The organism is Acinetobacter pullicarnis (assembly GCF_006352475.1).
Taxonomy (GTDB): domain Bacteria; phylum Pseudomonadota; class Gammaproteobacteria; order Pseudomonadales; family Moraxellaceae; genus Acinetobacter; species Acinetobacter pullicarnis.
Genome location: NZ_VCMZ01000001.1, coordinates 381,892 through 404,380 on the forward strand (window position 1 = coordinate 381,892; position 22,489 = coordinate 404,380).

11 protein-coding genes, 2 tRNA genes and 3 rRNA genes are annotated in these 22,489 nt (G+C 42.3%); 11 read left to right on the forward strand and 5 right to left on the reverse strand.

The features are described 5' to 3' along the window. Positions 1-36 precede the first annotated feature (36 nt). The 6 genes from FD716_RS01670 (at position 37) to rrf (ending at position 6,749) form a co-directional block, all read left to right on the forward strand. Entirely contained in the window at positions 37-606 is a 570-nt protein-coding gene (locus tag FD716_RS01670; RefSeq protein ID WP_139850643.1) for a Sua5/YciO/YrdC/YwlC family protein, read from the forward strand. Positions 607-1,326: 720 nt separating this feature from the next. Next, a 16S ribosomal RNA gene (locus FD716_RS01675) occupies positions 1,327-2,866 on the forward strand. 96 nt (positions 2,867-2,962) lie between these two features. After that, positions 2,963-3,039: transfer RNA gene (locus tag FD716_RS01680), tRNA-Ile, on the forward strand. Positions 3,040-3,119: 80 nt separating this feature from the next. Continuing rightward, a tRNA-Ala gene (locus tag FD716_RS01685) sits at positions 3,120-3,195 on the forward strand. Between the two features lie 365 nt (positions 3,196-3,560). Next, positions 3,561-6,452, forward strand: a 23S ribosomal RNA gene (locus tag FD716_RS01690). A 182-nt stretch (positions 6,453-6,634) separates the two neighbouring features. Next, a 5S ribosomal RNA gene (gene rrf / locus FD716_RS01695) occupies positions 6,635-6,749 on the forward strand. The 16S, 23S and 5S rRNA genes sit together here with 2 tRNA genes alongside, the layout of an rRNA operon. Before the next feature lie 171 nt (positions 6,750-6,920). Here the strand turns inward: rrf and sfnG are convergent. Both sfnG and msuE read right to left on the reverse strand, forming a co-directional pair. Further along, positions 6,921-8,015, reverse strand: coding sequence for a dimethylsulfone monooxygenase SfnG (sfnG, locus tag FD716_RS01700; protein ID WP_139850644.1), 1,095 nt, complete (start codon positions 8,013-8,015; stop codon positions 6,921-6,923). A 20-nt stretch (positions 8,016-8,035) separates the two neighbouring features. Then, on the reverse strand, positions 8,036-8,773 hold the full coding sequence (gene msuE / locus FD716_RS01705) for an FMN reductase (protein WP_139850645.1): 738 nt from the start codon (positions 8,771-8,773) through the stop codon (positions 8,036-8,038). 372 nt (positions 8,774-9,145) lie between these two features. Between msuE and FD716_RS01710 the strand changes: the two genes are divergently transcribed. Next, positions 9,146-9,796 (forward strand): response regulator, encoded by a 651-nt coding sequence (locus FD716_RS01710; protein ID WP_139850646.1) that lies wholly within the window; start codon positions 9,146-9,148, stop codon positions 9,794-9,796. A 142-nt stretch (positions 9,797-9,938) separates the two neighbouring features. Here FD716_RS01710 and FD716_RS01715 read toward each other — a convergent pair whose 3' ends face one another. Further along, positions 9,939-10,706 (reverse strand): hypothetical protein, encoded by a 768-nt coding sequence (locus tag FD716_RS01715; RefSeq protein ID WP_139850647.1) that lies wholly within the window; start codon positions 10,704-10,706, stop codon positions 9,939-9,941. A gap of 411 nt (positions 10,707-11,117) precedes the next feature. Then, positions 11,118-14,603 carry a hybrid sensor histidine kinase/response regulator gene (locus FD716_RS01720; RefSeq protein WP_139850648.1) on the reverse strand — a complete coding sequence of 1,162 codons (3,486 nt, stop codon included), beginning with the start codon at positions 14,601-14,603 and terminating at the stop codon, positions 11,118-11,120. 177 nt (positions 14,604-14,780) lie between these two features. Here FD716_RS01720 and FD716_RS01725 point away from each other — a divergent pair, with 177 nt between their 5' ends. From FD716_RS01725 to FD716_RS01735, 3 genes are all read left to right on the forward strand, one after another. Next, the gene (locus FD716_RS01725; RefSeq protein ID WP_139850649.1) at positions 14,781-15,113 is read left to right on the forward strand and encodes a DUF485 domain-containing protein; all 333 of its coding nucleotides are present in this window, start codon (positions 14,781-14,783) and stop codon (positions 15,111-15,113) included. 1 nt (position 15,114) lies between these two features. Then, the gene (locus FD716_RS01730) at positions 15,115-16,830 is read left to right on the forward strand and encodes a cation acetate symporter (protein ID WP_139850650.1); all 1,716 of its coding nucleotides are present in this window, start codon (positions 15,115-15,117) and stop codon (positions 16,828-16,830) included. 339 nt (positions 16,831-17,169) lie between these two features. Further along, positions 17,170-19,137: a BCCT family transporter gene (locus FD716_RS01735; protein ID WP_139850651.1), complete on the forward strand. Its 1,968-nt coding sequence runs from the start codon at positions 17,170-17,172 to the stop codon at positions 19,135-19,137. Between the two features lie 450 nt (positions 19,138-19,587). On the opposite strand, the gene omp33-36 is transcribed toward FD716_RS01735, so the two are convergent. After that, positions 19,588-20,466 carry a porin Omp33-36 gene (gene omp33-36 / locus FD716_RS01740; RefSeq protein ID WP_139850652.1) on the reverse strand — a complete coding sequence of 293 codons (879 nt, stop codon included), beginning with the start codon at positions 20,464-20,466 and terminating at the stop codon, positions 19,588-19,590. Positions 20,467-21,511: 1,045 nt separating this feature from the next. Here omp33-36 and blaOXA point away from each other — a divergent pair. After that, complete coding sequence (gene blaOXA / locus FD716_RS01745; RefSeq protein ID WP_171476975.1) at positions 21,512-22,360, forward strand: class D beta-lactamase; 849 nt, start codon at positions 21,512-21,514, stop codon at positions 22,358-22,360. The last annotated feature ends 129 nt before the right edge of the window (positions 22,361-22,489 follow it).

The following is a 22,489-nucleotide window of genomic DNA, read 5'->3' on the forward strand; positions in this document are numbered from 1 at the left end:
CAATCATTGCTTCAATAACACAATGGATAGAAATTCATGATCACAACCTCCGTTGTCGAAGCTGCTAAACATCTTAAACGTGGCCAAGTGCTGGCCTATCCAACAGAGGCCGTATGGGGACTGGGCTGTGACCCGTTTGACCAACAGGCTTTTTTAGAGATATTAAGGCTGAAACAGCGACCGATGGAGAAAGGTGTTATTTTGCTTGCTGGTCAAGTTAGCCAAGTCGAACATTTGCTAGCACGTCTAGACTTGTCTAAGCGACAAGCTATTATTGAGAGTTGGACGCATCGTTCTCATGCGGAGCGAGCAATAACCTGGTTACTTGATGCCGATGAGAGTATTCCACACTGGATTCGAGGTCAGCATCCTAAAGTTGCGGTCAGAGTCACCAACCATCCGTTGTGCACTGGATTGTGTAATGCCTTTGGCGGATTTATTGTTTCGACCAGTGCCAATCCTGCAGGTTGTACGCCAGCCCGCTCCTTACAAGAAGCCAATCAATATTTTGGTAGCGAGCTTAAGTATTTAAATGGTGATTTAGGTCTGAGCCAGCAGCCGAGTAAAATCATGGATGCACAAACGGGTGAAGTGATTCGCGCATAGAAGATAGATTGAAGCGATTCAGCGTTGTTGCATAGATACTGATATAGATAGAAGCATGAAGTTAATGTCTTAAAAGATGATGAGGCTGTAAGTCAGTATCCAATGTTATTTAAATAAAAAATCGGTGTCTTTTTCCTAAAAGGCACCGATTTTTGCATTTAGCTTGTAGGAATATGGGCATATTGGCGATTAACTGGTCGATTTGGTTCGGTTGAAGCAGATATAAATAATGGTTAAGTGGATTTATATAAATAAAGTCATTGGTTTTGGTTATAAAAGCAACCAACAAAGCATTTAATCGGGTATTTGGATTGAAAAATAGCCACCTGATTGAAATTAGTTGAAATAGGGGTTGCGCACGATTTTTTTTCGCCTATAATGCACATCCATCGGCGGTGATGTTAATAAGAACTTGTTGAATAACAAGCACTTAGCTTTAAGTTAGGGTGTTTGGATTGTAGATAAGGGCTTTAAATTAAATAACATTACTTGTTGACTTTCTAAATAAAGAGAGTAACATGGCCGACCTAGCTTGCTGCTGACGAAGCAGTAAGTAAATCATTAAGAGATTATGAAGAACAACTTGTGTGGATTTTTACTGGTTGATTGATCAAATATTATCATTGATTGATTGGTAGAAATTACTCGAAGTTTATTTGAGAAATATTTGTCAGTTATTTGATGAGCCAAGATTTGTAGCCATAAGCTACTAATGATTTTTAACTGAAGAGTTTGATCATGGCTCAGATTGAACGCTGGCGGCAGGCTTAACACATGCAAGTCGAGCGGGGAAAGGTAGCTTGCTACCTGACCTAGCGGCGGACGGGTGAGTAATACTTAGGAATCTGCCTATTAGTGGGGGACAACGTTTCGAAAGGGACGCTAATACCGCATACGCCCTACGGGGGAAAGCAGGGGATCACTTGTGACCTTGCGCTAATAGATGAGCCTAAGTCGGATTAGCTAGTTGGTGGGGTAAAGGCCTACCAAGGCGACGATCTGTAGCGGGTCTGAGAGGATGATCCGCCACACTGGGACTGAGACACGGCCCAGACTCCTACGGGAGGCAGCAGTGGGGAATATTGGACAATGGGGGGAACCCTGATCCAGCCATGCCGCGTGTGTGAAGAAGGCCTTATGGTTGTAAAGCACTTTAAGCGAGGAGGAGGCTCCTATAGATAATACCTATAGTGAGTGGACGTTACTCGCAGAATAAGCACCGGCTAACTCTGTGCCAGCAGCCGCGGTAATACAGAGGGTGCAAGCGTTAATCGGATTTACTGGGCGTAAAGCGTACGTAGGCGGCTAATTAAGTCGGATGTGAAATCCCCGAGCTCAACTTGGGAATTGCATTCGATACTGGTTAGCTAGAGTATGGGAGAGGATGGTAGAATTCCAGGTGTAGCGGTGAAATGCGTAGAGATCTGGAGGAATACCGATGGCGAAGGCAGCCATCTGGCCTAATACTGACGCTGAGGTACGAAAGCATGGGGAGCAAACAGGATTAGATACCCTGGTAGTCCATGCCGTAAACGATGTCTACTAGCCGTTGGGGCCTTTGAGGCTTTAGTGGCGCAGCTAACGCGATAAGTAGACCGCCTGGGGAGTACGGTCGCAAGACTAAAACTCAAATGAATTGACGGGGGCCCGCACAAGCGGTGGAGCATGTGGTTTAATTCGATGCAACGCGAAGAACCTTACCTGGTCTTGACATAGTAAGAACTTTCCAGAGATGGATTGGTGCCTTCGGGAACTTACATACAGGTGCTGCATGGCTGTCGTCAGCTCGTGTCGTGAGATGTTGGGTTAAGTCCCGCAACGAGCGCAACCCTTTTCCTTATTTGCCAGCGGGTTAAGCCGGGAACTTTAAGGATACTGCCAGTGACAAACTGGAGGAAGGCGGGGACGACGTCAAGTCATCATGGCCCTTACGACCAGGGCTACACACGTGCTACAATGGTCGGTACAAAGGGTTGCTACCTAGCGATAGGATGCTAATCTCAAAAAGCCGATCGTAGTCCGGATTGGAGTCTGCAACTCGACTCCATGAAGTCGGAATCGCTAGTAATCGCGGATCAGAATGCCGCGGTGAATACGTTCCCGGGCCTTGTACACACCGCCCGTCACACCATGGGAGTTTGTTGCACCAGAAGTAGGTAGGGTAACCGTAAGGAGCCCGCTTACCACGGTGTGGCCAACGACTGGGGTGAAGTCGTAACAAGGTAGCCGTAGGGGAACCTGCGGCTGGATCACCTCCTTAACGAAAGATTGACGATCGGTAAGAATCCACAACAAGTTGTTCTTCAACTGTGTCTTGCAAAAGATTTAAAGCGATTCGTTGCTTTAGGTTTTCTCAGGGTCTGTAGCTCAGTTGGTTAGAGCACACGCTTGATAAGCGTGGGGTCACAAGTTCAAGTCTCGTCAGACCCACCATTCACTTTTTAAGTGTGGTGATAAAACGATGTTTTAGAACTTATGAGAAGCAAAGATAGAGTATCTCGAATAGATTATCTGGGGACTTAGCTTAGTTGGTAGAGCGCTTGCCTTGCACGCAGGAGGTCAACGGTTCGACTCCGTTAGTCTCCACCATATAAAGTTAGGTTTCTGGAATCAGAAACAAAGAATTTAACTGCAAAGTTAGATTATAGAATTTAGTAAAAGTTGTTCTTCATATCTTGGTGATCAATTTTATTAAGTTCTGTGATTTATCACAGTTTGCTACGACCTGACGAAGGCGTAGTTAATCATTAACAGATTGGCAAATTTGAGTTGAAATTAATTGTTTTAGCTCATTGTTTCGAAAGGAACGATGAGTACTAGCGAAGAAATTAACTGAATCAAGCGTTTTGGAAAACGAAAATAGATTGAAGCTGTACAGTGTTTAAATACACAGTACTTCAAACTGTAATGTTGCTAACCCTCCTTGTAGGGGTTACGACTGTTTGGGGTTGTATAGTCAAGTAATTAAGTGCATGTGGTGGATGCCTTGGCAGTCAGAGGCGATGAAAGACGTAATAGCCTGCGATAAGCTCCGGGGAGGCGGCAAATATCCTTTGATCCGGAGATTTCTGAATGGGGAAACCCACCTACTATAAGGTAGGTATCGTATGATGAATACATAGTCATACGAGGCGAACGAGGGGAAGTGAAACATCTCAGTACCCTTAGGAAAAGAAATCAATTGAGATTCCGTCAGTAGCGGCGAGCGAACGCGGATCAGCCCATTAAGTTATGTGTGTTTTAGTGGAATGCTCTGGGAAGTGCAACCATAGTGGGTGATAGTCCTGTACACGAAAGGGCACACATAATGATGACGAGTAGGGCGAGGCACGTGAAACCTTGTCTGAATATGGGGGGACCATCCTCCAAGGCTAAATACTCCTGACTGACCGATAGTGAACCAGTACCGTGAGGGAAAGGCGAAAAGAACCCCTGTGAGGGGAGTGAAATAGATCCTGAAACCGCATGCATACAAGCAGTGGGAGCCGACTTGTTCGGTGACTGCGTACCTTTTGTATAATGGGTCAGCGACTTATATTCAGTAGCAAGGTTAACCGTATAGGGGAGCCGTAGAGAAATCGAGTCTTAATAGGGCGTTTAGTTGCTGGGTATAGACCCGAAACCAGGTGATCTATCCATGAGCAGGTTGAAGGTTGGGTAACACTAACTGGAGGACCGAACCCACCGTCGTTGAAAAGCCGGGGGATGACTTGTGGATAGGGGTGAAAGGCTAATCAAACTTGGTGATAGCTGGTTCTCCCCGAAAGCTATTTAGGTAGCGCCTCGGACGAATACCATTGGGGGTAGAGCACTGTTTCGGCTAGGGGGTCATCCCGACTTACCAAACCGATGCAAACTCCGAATACCAATGAGTACTATCCGGGAGACAGACTGCGGGTGCTAACGTCCGTAGTCAAGAGGAAAACAATCCAGACCGCCAGCTAAGGCCCCAAAATTATAGTTAAGTGGGAAACGATGTGGGAAGGCATAGACAGCTAGGAGGTTGGCTTAGAAGCAGCCACCCTTTAAAGAAAGCGTAATAGCTCACTAGTCGAGTCGGCCTGCGCGGAAGATGTAACGGGGCTAAAACTATATGCCGAAGCTGCGGATGCATAATTTATTATGCGTGGTAGGGGAGCGTTCTGTAAGCCGATGAAGGTGTATTGAGAAGTATGCTGGAGGTATCAGAAGTGCGAATGCTGACGTGAGTAACGACAATGCGAGTGAAAAACTCGCACGCTGAAAGACCAAGGGTTCCAGTCCAACGTTAATCGGGGCTGGGTGAGTCGACCCCTAAGGCGAGGCCGAGAGGCGTAGTCGATGGGAAATTGGTTAATATTCCAATACTTCTGTGTAATGCGATGAGAGGACGGAGAAGGTTAAGTCAGCCTGGCGTTGGTTGTCCAGGTGAAAGGTTGTAGGCATGTATCTTAGGCAAATCCGGGGTACTCTATGCTGAGAACTGATACCAAGCTAGTTTACTAGCGAAGTGGCTGATACCCTGCTTCCAGGAAAAGTCTCTAAGCTTCAGTTACACAGGAATCGTACCCGAAACCGACACAGGTGGTCAGGTCGAGTAGACCAAAGCGCTTGAGAGAACTCTGCTGAAGGAACTAGGCAAAATGGTACCGTAACTTCGGGAGAAGGTACGCTGTTGACGGTGATAGGATTTACTCCTTGAGCGGTTGACAGCCTCAGAAACCAGGCCCCTGCAACTGTTTATTAAAAACATAGCACTCTGCAAACACGAAAGTGGACGTATAGGGTGTGATGCCTGCCCGGTGCTGGAAGGTTAATTGATGGGGTTAGCGTAAGCGAAGCTCTTGATCGAAGCCCCAGTAAACGGCGGCCGTAACTATAACGGTCCTAAGGTAGCGAAATTCCTTGTCGGGTAAGTTCCGACCTGCACGAATGGCATAATGATGGGGGCGCTGTCTCCAGCAGAGACTCAGTGAAATCGAAATCGCCGTGAAGATGCGGTGTACCCGCGGCTAGACGGAAAGACCCCGTGAACCTTTACTGCAGCTTGACATTGAACTTTGATCTTACTTGTGTAGGATAGGTGGGAGGCTTTGAAGTAGCGACGCTAGTTGCTATGGAGCCATCCTTGAAATACCACCCTGGTAATATTGAGGTTCTAACTCTGTCCCGTTATCCGGGACGAGGACCATGTCTGGTGGGTAGTTTGACTGGGGCGGTCTCCTCCTAAAGAGTAACGGAGGAGTACGAAGGTGCGCTCAGCGTGGTCGGAAATCACGCGTAGAGTATAAAGGCAAAAGCGCGCTTAACTGCGAGACCAACAAGTCGAGCAGGTACGAAAGTAGGTCTTAGTGATCCGGTGGTTCTGTATGGAAGGGCCATCGCTCAACGGATAAAAGGTACTCTGGGGATAACAGGCTGATACCGCCCAAGAGTTCATATCGACGGCGGTGTTTGGCACCTCGATGTCGGCTCATCTCATCCTGGGGCTGAAGCAGGTCCCAAGGGTATGGCTGTTCGCCATTTAAAGAGGTACGCGAGCTGGGTTTAGAACGTCGTGAGACAGTTCGGTCCCTATCTACCGTGGGCGCTGGAAATTTGAGAGGATCTGCTCCTAGTACGAGAGGACCAGAGTGGACGAACCTCTGGTGTACCGGTTGTGACGCCAGTCGCATCGCCGGGTAGCTATGTTCGGAAGGGATAACCGCTGAAAGCATCTAAGCGGGAAGCCTACCTCAAGATAAGATTTCCCAAGGACTTTATGTCCTCTAAAGAGCCGTTGAAGACTACGACGTTGATAGGTTGGATGTGGAAGCATAGCGATATGTGAAGCTGACCAATACTAATTGCTCGTGAGGCTTGACTATACAACACCCAAGCAGTTGTATGCGCAATCTATTCTTTGACAAATCGCTTGATTTAGTTAATCAAATCGCTAAAATAAACTAGAAATTTCAACTCAATCAGCCCTTCTGTTAATAACTCTTTTGGTTAAGATAGTACGGATGTCGAATACGACGTAAAACCCGAAATCACCATAAACAGTTGTGCTGGCGACAATAGCAAGAGTGAACCACCTGATCCCTTCCCGAACTCAGAAGTGAAACCTCTTTGCGCTGATGGTAGTGTGGGGTTACCCATGTGAGAGTAAGTCATCGCCAGCTCATTAATTCTTAAAAACACCCCAGTCAGCGACTGGGGTGTTTTTTTATGCGTGGGAAAAATGAATGGGAAAAGAATAATAGTATGTAAAAAACAAGCCAAACCAAAGAAATATGAGGCAAAACAAGAAAAGCCCTACTCGGTAGGGCTTTTAATGGATGTGGTTTTAGCTTTTAGGCATTACTCAAAGTACTTTGCTGCTCTAACTCTCTGACCAAAGGGAGAATATTTTCACCAAAATACTCAACCTCTTCGATAAAATGTAAAAAACCGCAAAGTATGAGATCTACCCCGACTTGTTTTAGCTCAACAATACGCGCTGAAATTTGCTGTGGAGTACCAATTAAATTGGTTTTGAAGCCATCATTATATTGTACGAGGTCTTCAAAACTAGATTTTGCCCAATTGCCTTCACCTTCTATAGATGCAGCACCAGCTTCGCGAGTTGCATGACCAAATGCATGCACAGCCTCTATGTTGGCCTTATCAATGATTTCTTGCAGAACAGTCAGAGCTTCTTGCTCTGAATCACGTGCAATAATAAAAGCATTTACACCAATTTTAACCTGATGTTTATTCGCGCGGGCTTTGTGACGAATGTCATCAATTTGCTTTTTAATTTCTTCTGGATTATTGCCATTAGTAAAATACCAATCAGATACGCGCGATGCCATATCACGTGCAGCACGAGAACTTCCACCTTGGAAAATTTCAATATGTGGTTTTTGAAGCGGTTTCGGCTTCAATGTATATTGATCAAATTGGTAATACTCGCCCTTAAAACTGTAATGATCTGTGCTCCAGATTCCTTTTAAACTTCTGATAAATTCTTCTGAGCGAACATAGCGTTGATCGTGTTCAGGCCAAGGCTCACCAATGGCATCAAACTCCCCGCGAAACCAGCCACTCACGATATTGACAGCAATACGCCCATGACTGATATGGTCAATGGTTGCTAACTGTTTTGCGGCTAAGGCGGGTTTCCAAGGGCCAGGGAGAATGGCTGCGATGACTTTGAGATGCTCAGTTTTAGCCAATAGTGCTTGACTAAAACTGACGGATTCATGCTGATTTTCGGCACCATAACCAGCTGTAAAGCGGATTTGAGTTAAGGCATATTCAAAGCCATTTTTTTCAGCAGCTTGTGCTAAACGTACATTGTAGTCATAGCTCCAATCTGTGCGCTGCTCGATATTACTAACCACGAGGCCGCCGCTGACATTTGGAACCCAATAGGCAAATTTGATTGGTTGTTGTTGATCTGACATTGCAGAGCCCCCTGTTTATTTTAAGCGACTTCAATTTTAATCTGATGTTGCTTCTTGGGATGTAGTCGTGATTCTGCTGCATTTAGGTCAGGAACTGCTGCGGAGGGAAGCACTTCATCTTGTTCAATTTGTTTGTTAATACCAAGGCTTTGATTGGCTTGGGCTGTTTTATTTTTGACGGCTTCAGCACGCTGACCTTTAGCAGGTGCCCACTCGAGAACAGGTAAGGCGCGAGCAATGGCCAAGGTAATACGCTCTTGTAGCTGTGCGCTCTCAACACGGTAATCAGCATTAAAGTCTCGATCGGTTGCATAAACACCAATAGGAAGTGTTTGTGCTTGGAAAAAGCTAAATAGGGGGCGTAGTTGATGCTCTAATACCAATGCATGACGGTCACTACCACCTGATGCTGCCAGTAATACAGGCACATCGGCCAAGGCTGTTTGTTCAACGAAGTCAAAGAAGTGTTTAAACAGGCCCGTAAATGATGCGCGATATACTGGGGTTCCGACAATGAGTGCATCGGCTGCTTCAACTGCAGCCAGATCATCTTGAATACGCTGGGGGAGTTGCTTCCGATAAATTGCACCACCAAGTAAATGTCCGATTTCACTAAATTTAATGAAATGAATATTGATCGGCGTTGCTTGTGCAAGCTCATCTAGAATTGCTTGAATTAAGCTTTCAGTTTTAGAGGGATGATTTAAGCCACCTGAAACAGCAACGATATTAAGTGGTTTTTGTATAGCGAACGACATGTGAATAACCTAAATTAATCTTGGAATGCTGACCATTTATCAATATTTGCTGCGTATTTGTAAAATAAACAAATGAAAATTGATTATCTCTTTTAAAGATATAATTAAAAAAACATGCCCTAAAATAAAGTGTACAATTCAAGTGGCTGAATTATTTGAATATACTGTCGATAGTTGTTAAGCTGTTGCGCGCTAGAATTTTTATAACTTAAATTGCTGAGTTTATCTATAAACTGACAATTTGGATGATTAGTAAAGTAATGTCTAAATCCGTGCAGCATTTTATCCTTAAATTAATTAATATTTTCGTATCCTTAATCAAGGTAGTGCGGTTAAAATGAAAGACTGTGCCAGAGGTTTCTCGCTTCGCTTATGAATATTTTAATCGTTGATGATCATCCACTTTTTCGCCATGCATTAATTCAGGCGGTTCGATACAGCTTTCCTCAAGCTCAAATCCATGAATCGGCTGCAGTGAATGAGTTTTACGAACGTCTTGAAAATGGTCCAGAACCAGACTTGGTTTTACTCGACTTAAATCTGCCAGGCGCATCTGGTTTTTCTGCATTAGTGCATGTACGTGCACAATATCCATCAATTCCGATTGTTGTTGTGTCAGCACATGAGCAAGTGTCGATTATTCAACGTGCGATCGCACATGGTGCCGTTGGCTATATTCCGAAATCAGCACATCCTAGTCATATTGGTGAAGCGATTCGTCATGTACTTGATGGTGAAATTTGGTTGCCGCCAAACTTGCCAACCAATATTAGCTTTGATCCACGTGAAGCCGATGAAACCGCATTAGCAGAACGTATTCAGTCACTTACACCACAACAATTCCGTGTGCTGATGATGGTCGCCGAAGGCCTGTTAAATAAACAGATTGGCTATGAGCTTGATGTTTGTGAAGCTACGATTAAAGCGCATGTGACTGCAATTTTCCGTAAACTTGGGGTACAAAATAGAACCCAAGCAGTTTTGGCAATTAATGCACTCAAAATTGAAGAGAAACGTGTTTAAGTAGAGAAACGTGTTTAAGTAGAAGATAAAGAGATCTAAATTGAGAAGCGCGCTGATTGCTTAAATACATAAGAATCAGCGCGCTTTATTGTTGATGGGCTAGACGATTAGAAGCGTTTAGCCCATTTTATTGCGCTAGAGATTAGGCAAGGCAATCTTGCTTGGGGGTTAAGTCCTCACAGTACAATGGGTTCAGTGCGCACTGTAAGTCGTCAATTTGTTCTTGAGTCACATAACCTTGGGCTTTTAGATAGTCTGCAACACGGTCATCTCGCAGGCTTAAAAATGCAGCATCATAGACGCCTAGATCAACAAAGAGGGCCGCAGTTTCTAAGCTATTAAAACGATCTAGGAAAATGTCATTGCCATGCATTAGGAAGATATGATCATAGTTTGCATGAGTATCTACTTTGAGATGACTCGCCAAAGTACGCGGTGCTGTTTTAACAAAAAGTAGATCCGATAATTCATCAAATTGACTCATGTCTAATTCATTTTTTCCATATTTTACTTTGCCGAGCCAGGCTTTAAAGACTAAGACTGCACCACCGCGAAGTAACATACTCCAAATTTGATGACGTGCTTCATCGCTTAGGCAGTTACATTCAGTCGCTAAAATATGCAGTAATTTGTGTTCTTGTTGCGCGAGTTTTTCAAATAATCCTAAACCCTGTGGATGGAATGCGGTCGGGGAGAAAACATCAAAGTTGAGTTCATCAAAGATTTGTAAGGCTAAGGGAATCGCACTGCGATACAGTGTTTCCAGTGCTTGTCGTTGAGCGTCTGTTAATTTACTGGTTTTAAAAACCTCTGCCCAGTTGATTTCTGGAAGGATTGCATTGGCACTATATTGGCGATGGAATTGTTGGTTTTGGTGTGTGTTACTGGGGGCGACTGGTGAGATATGCATGATAAGACTCCAATTGTGAAAAACGTCCATCAAAAAATGAATCGATTGTTGTTAGTGAGCAGGAAATTTGATCATTAATTTATCTAATATTCAATATGCAATAGATATACGACTAAAGTTGTAGTCTGCATTTTTTAGGTATAAATACATTACTATTCAATTACTTAATAAATAGTAACAAAGTGTACAGATGTACACTCATAACTTTGATTTACTTTGCCATAGAAAATAGCGAATTGATTTTTTTAGCCATTAAAGCCTTAGTTTGATCGGGTTGAATTGAAATATTTTGCCTAGCTTTAAAAATAAATTGCTACTGTTTTTATTTTTTAGTCGATTTTATGCAGAAAAAGCCTGAAGGATGATAAATGCTTCAGGCCGATATCGAACTGTAATCTACCAGCATGAATGTTATTTCAAACTCGATAGCCAAGCGCGTAAGGATGCTGGTTTTAACGGTTTTCTGAGCAGTACAATGTTGAGCTCTTTGAGGCGTTGCGGCAGGTCTGGATCAGAATCAGCAGTAATTAATGCAACCGCAATATCTTCGGTACGATGAGCAACAATGAAGTCTAAACCAATTTTATCCTGGTTCAAATGCTGATCAATCAACCAAACCTGAATGTCATGCTGTTCAATTAATTGCATTGCACTTTCTGGCTCCGTGGCTTTAAACACTTCATAGCCCCATTTTCCTAATAAAGTGACCATCCCATTTAAGATGTTTTCATCATTGTCTAGGCATAAGATTTTTAGTGCCTTGGCACTGATTGGCATGGCTAAAGGTTTTGTTGTTAAGACCTGAGGAGCCAGTGCTGTTGGCACTTCGACCATAAAACATGAGCCTTTACCGAGTTCTGAATAAACATGAAGTGGGTGGTCTAATAGGGTGGTCATACGATGTACTATGGCCAAACCAAGTCCAAGTCCTTGTTCATCCCATGGTGAGGTATGTCCACAACGTTCAAATTCTTGAAAGAGTTTTATACGTTGCTCTTCCGCGATCCCAGGTCCTGTGTCCCAAACGCCAATACGGATATGCTGAGGGCGCTGTGCGGAGCGAAGTACACCGATCACGATTCGACCTGTGGCAGTATAACGTAACGCATTGCTGACAAAGTTTTGAATAATTCGTCGAATCCATTGTGGGTCAGTATCGATCCAAAAATTGGTGTCATAAACCTTAAATTGAATCTGTCGTTGTGCAGCAATCGATTTAAACTGTAATTCTAAATCGTTGAGCAAATCATGTAGTGCATAGCTTTGGCGTTTTGGCTGGATGGTTTCACCTTCCAAACGCGCAATGTCGAGTAGGGCAGACAGCATACTTTCTGCACCATACAGTGAGCGATCAAGTTGCTGCAGAATATTTAAGTCATCACGACTACTTAAGCTTTGCTCAAGTGCAGTGCTAAATAAGCGTGCAGCATGCATTGGTTGGAGCAAATCATGACTTGCAGCAGCAATAAAGCGACTCTTGGACATGTTGGCGCGATCGGCTTGTTCGCGTGCCAATTGTTGCTCAGTCAGTGCATTGGCCAATTGTTGGGTGCGATCTTGAACACGAGCTTCAAGGAAGGCTTCATTTTCACGGAATGCGGTGATATCGGCAAACGTTGTTACAAAACCACCCCCCGTAATTGGATTGCCACGCATTTGAATCACACGGCCATCTTTACGAATCCGCTCAAACTCATGCGAGCTACCGACTTTCATCCAATGAATCCGTTTGCGGACATGCTCTTCAACAGAGCCTGGACCACATTCACCACGCTCTGCGTTATAGCGAATTAAATCGGCAATCGGGCAGCCGACATAGGCCAGATCTTTAGGATAATCAAAAAGTTTGAGATATTGATTGTTCCAAGCCACCATACACATATTTTCATCAACCACACTAACGCCTTGAGTCATGTGGTCGATCATGGTCATAATTAGATTTTGATTAAAACGTTGCCATTGTGATGCTTGGTCCAAGATATTGGCGACCTGACCCAAAGCAAGTCCATTATTGACCATGGCTGTGGTGAGCAGGGTTCGCGCTGAAGCGGCACCGATAGTCCCCGCTAAGTACTGTTCTGTAAAACGCCACCACATGCCATTGGCGCTGCTGTTTTCATTTAGTGCGACACCATTTTGTGAACAGAACTGTTTGAAGGCGTGAATGGTTGGCACATCTCCAGTAATACGCTTAGCCAGTGCGATAAGATCGCCTACTTTTAGGCGAGCTACATCATGATGCAAATATTGGATATCGGTATTGGTGTTATGTGATGGTAATGGTTTGGTTTGATAGTAGAAAAAACTTTCCGCTTGAATTTGTTCTGCCACACTTGGGCGATAAATCCGAGAGATCCAGACATAAAGAATAATATTTAAGCCCAGTGACCAAATCACTCCGTGAGTGAGCGGAGCGAAGGATTCAAATCCAAATAATGCCTCTGGTCTTAGCCAATTGAATCCAAATGGACCTTCGGTGAGGAAGGAACGTGTAAATTGATTATATTGTTCAGGAAAGCTACGTAAAATTGTGGGTAATAGAAGCGTATAAATCCAAAGCAAGAAACCCGTAATTAAACCGACGTAGACGCCTTGCTTGCTGCCACCGCGCCAATATAGGCCACCGATGAGTGCGGGTGAAAATTGCGCAACTGCACTAAAGGCCAATAAACCAAAGACAGAAAGCTGATCAATATCATTAAAGAAGTGAAAGAACATAAAGCCGAGTAACATCACCGCTAAAATACAAACCCGACGGGTGAACTTGAGTACTCTAGGCAGGCGATCGTCATGTCTTGAAATTATGCCAAAACGCCACAACGCAGGCATAATTAAGTCATTGCTCAGCATAATAGACAATGCCACAGACGAAACTAAAAGCATGCCAGTCGAAGCGGAGAAGCCACCCAAGAAGGCTAATAGGGTAAGCCATTCTTGATTGTAACTGAGCGGGAGGGATAATACGGCAACATCTGGAATGGTGAGATAGTTGGGCGCTGCATGTAAAGCCCAGCTGGCAATCGGAATAATCGCCAAAATGGTTAAAATTAAATAAACAGCAAACCAACGTCTAGCCCCACGAATATGTTTTTCGTCCCGTAGTTCGACCACTGCAACGTGGAATTGTCGTGGTAAACAAATGATGGCGAAAGCAGCCAGCATGGTTTGAACCCAAAAGGTTTCTGGAACACCAAACAGTTGTACTTCTTTGAATGTTTTTTGAACATCTTGGGAAATTTGTACGATGTTATCGGGTGCTTCAAAAATGAAAAATAGTGCAACACAAATGAGTGCAAATAGTTTAACAAAAGACTCGAAGGCCACCGCAAGCATCAAGCCACCGTGCTGTTCGGTGTTGGCAATTTGTCTGGTGCCAAACATCATCGCTAAAATCGCTAAAAGAGCGGTTAGCCCTAAAACACTGTTGGTGGTAGTCGCAGCGATTAATTGATTATTTTGATCCAACATCACCGAAGCACTTAAGGCAATGGCACGTAGCTGTAACGCTAAATAGGGGATAATCGCAATCACAGCCAAGATGGTGACCAAAGAGGCTAAGGTGCCACTTTTGCCATAACGTGCAGCAACAAAGTCAGCAATAGATGAAATCGCATGATGTTGTCGAACACGGCCTAAGCGACGCCAAATATCGTAGCCAACGCAGACAAAGAGTAGGGGTCCTAAATAAATTGGTAAGAAAATGATCCCTTCACGAACAGCCGCACCGGTCGCGCCATAAAAAGTCCACGATGAGCAATAAACACCCAATGTTAGACTAAAGAGTAACATTCTGCCGCGCGTGCTTAATCGGCTGGCATGCTTCTCCCCATAAAAAGCACAACCAAAAAGTATCAGGATATAAAGAGCTAAAGCCCCAATAATCAACCAACTATTCATAAATTCTTAGAATAAAATATCTGGATTAGGCCTGCATTGTAGCCTTGATTAAGTGCTTTGTATAAAAATTTAACGACCAAAGTCTACGTTGCGAATGGCCCTGAACATTGTTACTTTTGACTTTGTGAAAAAAAATTAAAAAGACGACTACGATTGGTTGTTTTCAGGAGCATGATTATGGATGAGAAACAGGTAGAACGTATTCTACAAAATCCAAAGTTTAAAGAACTTGTTGAGAAAAAGAGAAACTTGAGTTGGACATTGACCGTTATTATGTTGGTTGTTTATGTCGGATTTATGCTTTTGGTTGGCTATAACAAAGCATTTCTTAGCAGTTCATTTAGTGGCGGTGTAACAACTTGGGGAATTCCATTAGGACTTGGAATTATTGTACTTTCTTTTGTTTTATGTGGTGTGTACTCCTTTATTGCCAACCATTCACTTGACAAGCTGAGTGAAGAAGCAATGAGTGAAGTTAAAGCAATTACCAATGAGAAAGGACTGAACTAAGATGAAATGGAATTCATTCAAAGCAAAGACTTTACTTGCAGTATCTGCACTTATTTCGACATTTGCACAAGCTGGTCCTGATCTGGGCCCAGCAGAACAACAGGCAACCAACTGGTCTGCCATTATGATGTTTGTGGTTTTTGTTGGATTTACCTTATTTATTACAAAATGGGCGGCAAAAAAGACCACCAGTACCGATGACTTCTATACGGCAGGTGGTGGGATTACCGGATTCCAAAATGGTTTGGCGATTGCTGGTGACTATATGTCCGCAGCATCATTCCTTGGTATTTCCGCGTTAGTGTTTAGCTCAGGTTTTGATGGTTTACTTTATTCACTTGGCTTTATGGTTGGGTGGCCAATCGTTTTATTCTTAATTGCTGAGCGTCTACGTAACTTAGGTAAATATAATCTGTCAGATGTGGTGTCTTTCCGTCTAGCAGAAAAGCCAGTTCGTACCTTGGCAGCTGTGAGCTCACTGGTTGTTGTTGCGTTCTATCTGATCGCGCAAATGGTGGGTGCAGGACAGCTAATCAAATTGTTATTTGGTTTGAACTACAACATCGCAGTGGTCATTGTTGGCTTACTGATGATGGCTTACGTTATTTTTGGCGGTATGTTGGCAACCACATGGGTGCAAATCATTAAAGCAGTGATGCTGCTGAGTGGTGCAACCTTTATGGCTTATATGGTACTAAGCTCTGTTGGCTTTAGCTTCTCGAATATGTTCACTCAATCAATTGAGGTTTATGGACAAGTTCGTGATATTAGCTTCGCAGAGGCTTCTAAAATCATGGGCCCTGGTAGCTTAGCAGCAAATCCAATTGATGCTTTATCACTTGGCCTAGCATTGATGTTTGGTACTGCAGGTTTACCGCATATTTTGATGCGTTTCTTTACTGTTAAAGATGCGAAAGAAGCACGTAAATCAGTTGTATATGCAACAGGTTTCATTGGTTACTTCTATTTATTGACCTTTATTATCGGTTTCGGTGCGATCTTATTCGTTTCGAACAACCCACAGTTCCTTGACGTTGCTAAAGCGGCAATGACAGGCAAGCTTGAGTTGGTTGGCGGTAATAACATGGCAGCTGTCCATTTAAGTGAAGCGGTTGGTGGTGACTTGTTCATGGGCTTTATCTCTGCAGTTGCATTTGCCACGATTTTGGCAGTGGTTGCAGGTTTAACGCTATCAGGTGCATCAGCTATTTCTCATGATTTGTACGCAAACGTGTTTAGAAAAGGCAAAACAACGCCTGCATCTGAACTACGCATGTCTAAACTTGCGACTTTGGGCCTTGCAATTTTCGCGATGATCCTTGGTATTTTGTTTGAAAAACAAAACGTTGCATTCATGGTTGGTTTGGCATTCTCAGTTGCTGCATGTGCAAACTTCCCAGTATTAGTATTGTCGATGTTCTGGAAAGGCCTCACAACACGTGGTGCTGTCGCTGGTGGAGTTGTTGGGCTGGTAACTGCTGTAACGTTAATCATCTTATCTAAAGCAGTATGGGTTGATACGTTAGGTATTTCAGATGTTGCACCTAACTCATTAAATGGTCCTGCAATTATTGCATTACCATTGGCATTCTTCTTCTGCTGGTTATTCTCTGTGACAGACAAATCTGCACAAGCTGAGAAAGAGCGCGCAGCTTACAATGCACAGTTTGTACGTTCTATGACCGGTGTTGGCGCTTCGGGTGCTTCAGATCACTAAAATAGAGTGTTGATATAAAACTTTAAAAAACACCTTCTTGTAAGGTGTTTTTTTATGAGGATTATTTATGAGCAATTGTTGAAAGGCTTGTTATGACTGTGTTTCGCGGTATTTTGGTGAAAAATAATTACTTTATTTAAGCTTAGGTTTTGATTCTTTTTAAAAAAAAATTAATAATATAAAAATTAAAATGTTATTTTTACAGTAAATAAACTGCAACTTGTATGACATATCTTTAATATAACCCTTGGATTTTTATCTCTACGGGATCCATTTTTACTTCGGTAAATGTCTTTGAATGTTCAATCTGTCTTTTAAATAAAATAACATGGGGGAGTTATGCCTTCCAAAAAGAATACTTGGTATGGCAATGTCAAACCAAATGTCTTTCTTAGTACTGTAGCAATTATTGCTATTTTCCTTGCGCTTATTCTGTACGATCCGAAGGGATTTGAAAAAGTTGCGTCAGCGTTGAATCAATGGATTATCACATCCTTTAGTTGGTTCTATGTCCTTTCAGTGGCTTTTTTTCTGATCTTATTAATTGTCTTGGCCTGTTCGAAAGCCGGTAAAATTAAATTAGGTCCAGATCACAGTAGCCCCGAATACAGTAATGGCTCTTGGTTTGCGATGCTATTCACTGCGGGTATGGGTATTGGGCTGATGTTCTTTGGTGTTGCTGAACCGATTATGCATTATGTCAGTCCACCAACCGGTGATCCTGAAACAATCCAATCTGCACAGCAATCGATGCGTATTACTTTTTTCCACTGGGGATTACATGCCTGGTCGATTTATGCTGTTGTTGGATTAGCCTTATCCTATTTTGCCTTCAGGCATAATTTGCCACTTAAAATTCGATCTGCATTTTATCCTTTAATCGGGAATAAAATTTATGGTCCGATTGGTGACGGTGTTGATACTTTTGCCACGATTGGTACTGTATTTGGTGTTGCAACGACCTTAGGCTTCGGTGTTACGCAAATTAACTCAGGTCTAAACTACCTATTCGGTTGGGAGCAAGGTATTGGCACCCAAATCATTTTGATTGTATTTGTGACCATGTTGGCCTCAATGTCAGTGGCCTTTGGTTTAGATAAAGGGATTAAGCGGCTTTCTGAGCTGAACTTAGTGCTTGCCGTCATCTTGCTGTTATTTGTATTTTTTGCAAGTGCTTCGGTTTATATCTTACAAGCCACGATTCAAAATGCTGGCCAATATGTTTCCAATTTATTCACCATGACCTTCAATCTCTATGCCTATAACTCCGATGGTTGGATTGGTGGTTGGACGATTATGTATTGGGCGTGGTGGATCTCATGGTCTCCATTTGTTGGGATGTTTATTGCACGTGTTTCACGTGGACGTAATATCCGTGAATTTATTATTGGGGTTTTACTGATTCCAACAGGATTCACATTAATTTGGATGGGCTTTATGGGGAACGCTGCACTATTTAGCGTAATCCAAGAAGGTCATACCACATTAATCACGGCTGTTCAGAATGACCCTTCAGTTGCACTGTTTGAATTCCTTCAGCATTTGCCATTTTCGACATTTACCAGTGTCTTGGCGACAGTTTTAGTTATTCTATTCTTTGTGACCTCAGCAGATTCTGGCGCATTGGTCATCGATTATTTAACTGCTGAAAGTGAACACTCGCCGCTATGGCAACGTATGTTCTGGACGGTATTGATTGCCGTACTTTCGATTATGTTATTGATGGTCGGTGGTTTGTCGGCCTTACAATCGGCAACGATTATGAGTGCATTGCCCTTCACTTTAATTTTGCTATTTATTTGTTGGGGCTTACTCAAAGCGCTCAGGTTGGATGTGATCAAAATGCATGCATTACAAGATGCACGTATTACACCTCGTGCCGTTAATAACCCGCGCAGTTGGCAACAACGTTTGGGCTTAATCATGCATTATCCGCATACCAAAGAAGAGGTTGAGGCGTTTATTGATGATCAGGTGCTGCATGCATTTGAGAGTATCCAACGAGAATTCAAGCGCCGTAATCTGAATGTACTGATTTCAAAAGTCGAAGATGGTTTACAGCTTAAAGTCAATCATCAAGAAGAAATCAACTTTATCTATCAGGTAATTGCACGTGAAATGTTAGCACCAAGTTTTATGCTAACCAAGCAGGAAGCAGCAGCTGAAGAGTTCTATCAGGCCGTTGTATTCCTTCGTGAGGGTGGGCAAAACTATGATGTCTTCGATTGGACCCATGATGACCTATTGCAGGATATTATTGATCAATATGAACGTCATTTACACTTCCTGAGTGTGGTTCGAACTTAAGCTTCACGCAGATCATAGGATTTGATTGTGAATTAGAGAACTTTCTTTCTCTTCAAAACCGAGCAATGCGGATTGCTCGGTTTTTGTTTTTATTGGAGTTGATAAAGAAGGATCAGCAGTGAATTTAGGTTTTATTGGTACCTTGAATCGTTCGCAGACACAAGACACCTTCCTTGTTTGTACTCAATCAGCCAATACGGTGCGCTACAAGCGCCTCATTACTGGTGTGACAGCATATAGGGTCGTTAAGCTGAAAAGTAGCTACTTTATTAAACTGCCGTTAGATCAACGTAGGGGGAGCTTAAGCTGACATGAGCTAAGCATGCTTGCTGGTTTTTTTGTGGATGATTGTTGTTGCTGGATGACTTTAAAGGGGAAGGAGTGGTTTCAAAAAGACATAGGCAATAAAAAAGGACTCATAAGAGTCCTTTTTCTATTCAATTTCTAGACTTAGAAACGGAATTTAGCATTTAAGCCTACAGTGTCAGTGTCTAGAGAAACACCTTTAGTGTTTGCATGTAAGTAAGATACACCAACACCAACAGCAGGAGTGATGAAGTAGTTTACATCACCGCCCCAAGCTTGGTCGAAATAAGAGTGAGTTGCATCAGTACCAATAAACTTCATACCAACGCTTAATTTGTTATTTAGGTAAAGATCAGATTTTAAGCCATAAAGGGTATCTTCACCGATTGCAGCAGCAGTTTCGAAACCAAATGACATGTTAGTTCCTGTAATTGGACCAACATATTTAGCGCGAATCGTTGCAGAATCTTGTTTCTCATTAATTGCTTCAGATTCAAGGAATGCTGATGCAATACCGTTGTTCATGATACCGAAAGTATCCATAGAGAACTGGTTTGGTACGTTAGTATAACCAGCAGCAACAAGTAAGTTAGGGATAACAACAGCACCAACTTCTAGTGCATAGCGATCGCCATTGTCATCGCCATTGTTTTTAACTTTAGTAAAAGTATGGTTGTATGATGCGCTTGCATAAACTGGAACAACTGAAGTTGGGATATAGCCTTCAGCTTTTACACCATAGTTCTGTGATTTGATGTTTACATCATCAGTTTTTTCATCATATTTTAAATAGCTGTATGCAGCAGAAACATTTGAAGCCTGGTTTATAAATGCTGCTTCAGCCAATGGGCCTTTTGAAGAATCAACGTCTTTTAAATAGTAAGTCCCTTCAACACCACCGGTGAAGTTTTTACCATTTTGAGTCGTATCGATATATTCAGATTGACCTTGAACTTCGAATTGATACGCTTGAGCGCCAGTCATAGCCAATAATAATGCAGTCGCTAAACCAAGTTTTTTCATAATTATTTCCAATATGTTGAAACGGGTTAATATGCTGCAATTATATTGTTACATATTATTAAGTCAATGATGTTACAGGGGATTGTAATTACTAAAATAGACTTGAAATTTTAATTTGTATGAAAATAAGACAAACGACCTGTTGGTTGTCAACAAGCGTAAAAGTTGAATCAGAACAATGGAATATATAGATATAATTCACATAAAACGACGTAAAACAGGGGTTAAATAGAATTTTGGTGATTGGGAATTTAGATTGAAAATTAAACAACAATCGTTAAAAAAAATCAAAGTAAAGAGCATTCGACAAAAATAAATCATCATTTTTGCATTATTAAATACCGATTTGATTATTTGTTGTACAAATAATTTTGATGATTATTGCATTTTTCTATTCAATTGGCATATCCATTTGCGATTGTTTGTTGGGTGTTACGGAGAAGTTGGACAAGCTAGTCAACTTCAATTGATGTCTCATTAAAGTATCAATTTATGATGTAAATAGGTGTTCTGTAGAGATGACGATATCAAATATTTCCTTTGTAGTGATATTTATTTTTAGCAATTTTTGCAGTGCCATTACTATTTAATTTAATATATTGATATCAATAAGATTAAATTTTAAATGGGAATAGTACTCATTTTCCTTAAAGTAATACTAATCCAATGTTGAAGTCAACTAATAATTTAGATAGAGCTAGAACAAAGCGAGCAATCGAGCTAAGAAAAAAATAATCGAGTGTTTTATTGCATCATTTTGGTGCGATTCGGGTGGTGTTTGAAGTGCCTGAATAGGAATTACTTAAAATTTAGGCAATAAAAATCCCAGTTTCCGATAGAAACTGGGATTTTTGAGCCAAAACTGAGGCAAATCGAATTAATCTGCTGAGGAATGAATTTGATTTGCTGCATTTAGGTGCATTATGCACTGCTTTGTGGCGCATGTAAATTATTTCTTTAATGAAGTCCTGACTTTTTTACTCGCCTGTACTTCGCTTAAGCGATAGGCTAGTTGCTGACTAAATCAAAACCTAGAGATATCTTTATGAAAATGTTGCCATGTGCTGCCGTTTTACTTTTAAGCATGCTCATTAGTGCTTGTACAACTGGCAGCACAGTATCGATCTCTCCAGTCGATAAGGTAAGTGAACCCCCAGTTTTAACACGACAAGACGAAATACCGTTGCTGTTTGATGCTGCGAAAACGCAGGGTGTTTTTGTTGTCTATGATGGTGGAAACTATCGTTCTTATGGGAATGATTTAAGTCGAGCACAGCAACGTTATATTCCCGCCTCAACATTTAAAATATTGAATGCCTTGATTGGCTTACAGCATCAGAAAGTGACGATGACTGAAATTTTTAAATGGGATGGGACCGCACGATATTTTCCTGCATGGGAAAAGGATATGACCTTGGCTCAAGCAATGCAGCTTTCTACAGTGCCTGTATATCAAACACTTGCACGTCGCATTGGTCTGCCACTGATACAGCAGGAAGTTTCACGGATTGGTTTTGGTAATCAGAATATTGGTACACACGTCGATGACTTCTGGTTAAAAGGTCCCTTAAAAGTGAGCCCTGAACAGGAAGCCAAGTTTGTCTATGACTTAGCAACACAAAAACTTGCTTTTGACCCAGAGGTACAACAGCAAGTGAGAAGTATGTTGTTGGTTGAAGAGCGTGCGGGAACCAAGCTGTATGCCAAGAGCGGTTGGGGGATGGCGGTTAGCCCGCAAGTGGGTTGGTATACTGGTTGGGTCGAGCAGCCAAATGGCAAAATCACTGCTTTTTCCTTAAATATGGAAATGCAGGATGGAGATGCTGTTGGTGAGCGTAAAGCACTGACTTTGGATATTTTGGATAAGCTTAATTTGATGTTTTATTTATATTAAAGCTGTTGACTGTCAAGAAAGTGAAGCATCTATTGTGCTACAGCCTGTATGCCTGATTGAGGTTATTATTTTCTAGGTATTGAATGACATTTAATAATTGAGAAAAATCATTGATACGTGCTGTTGCAC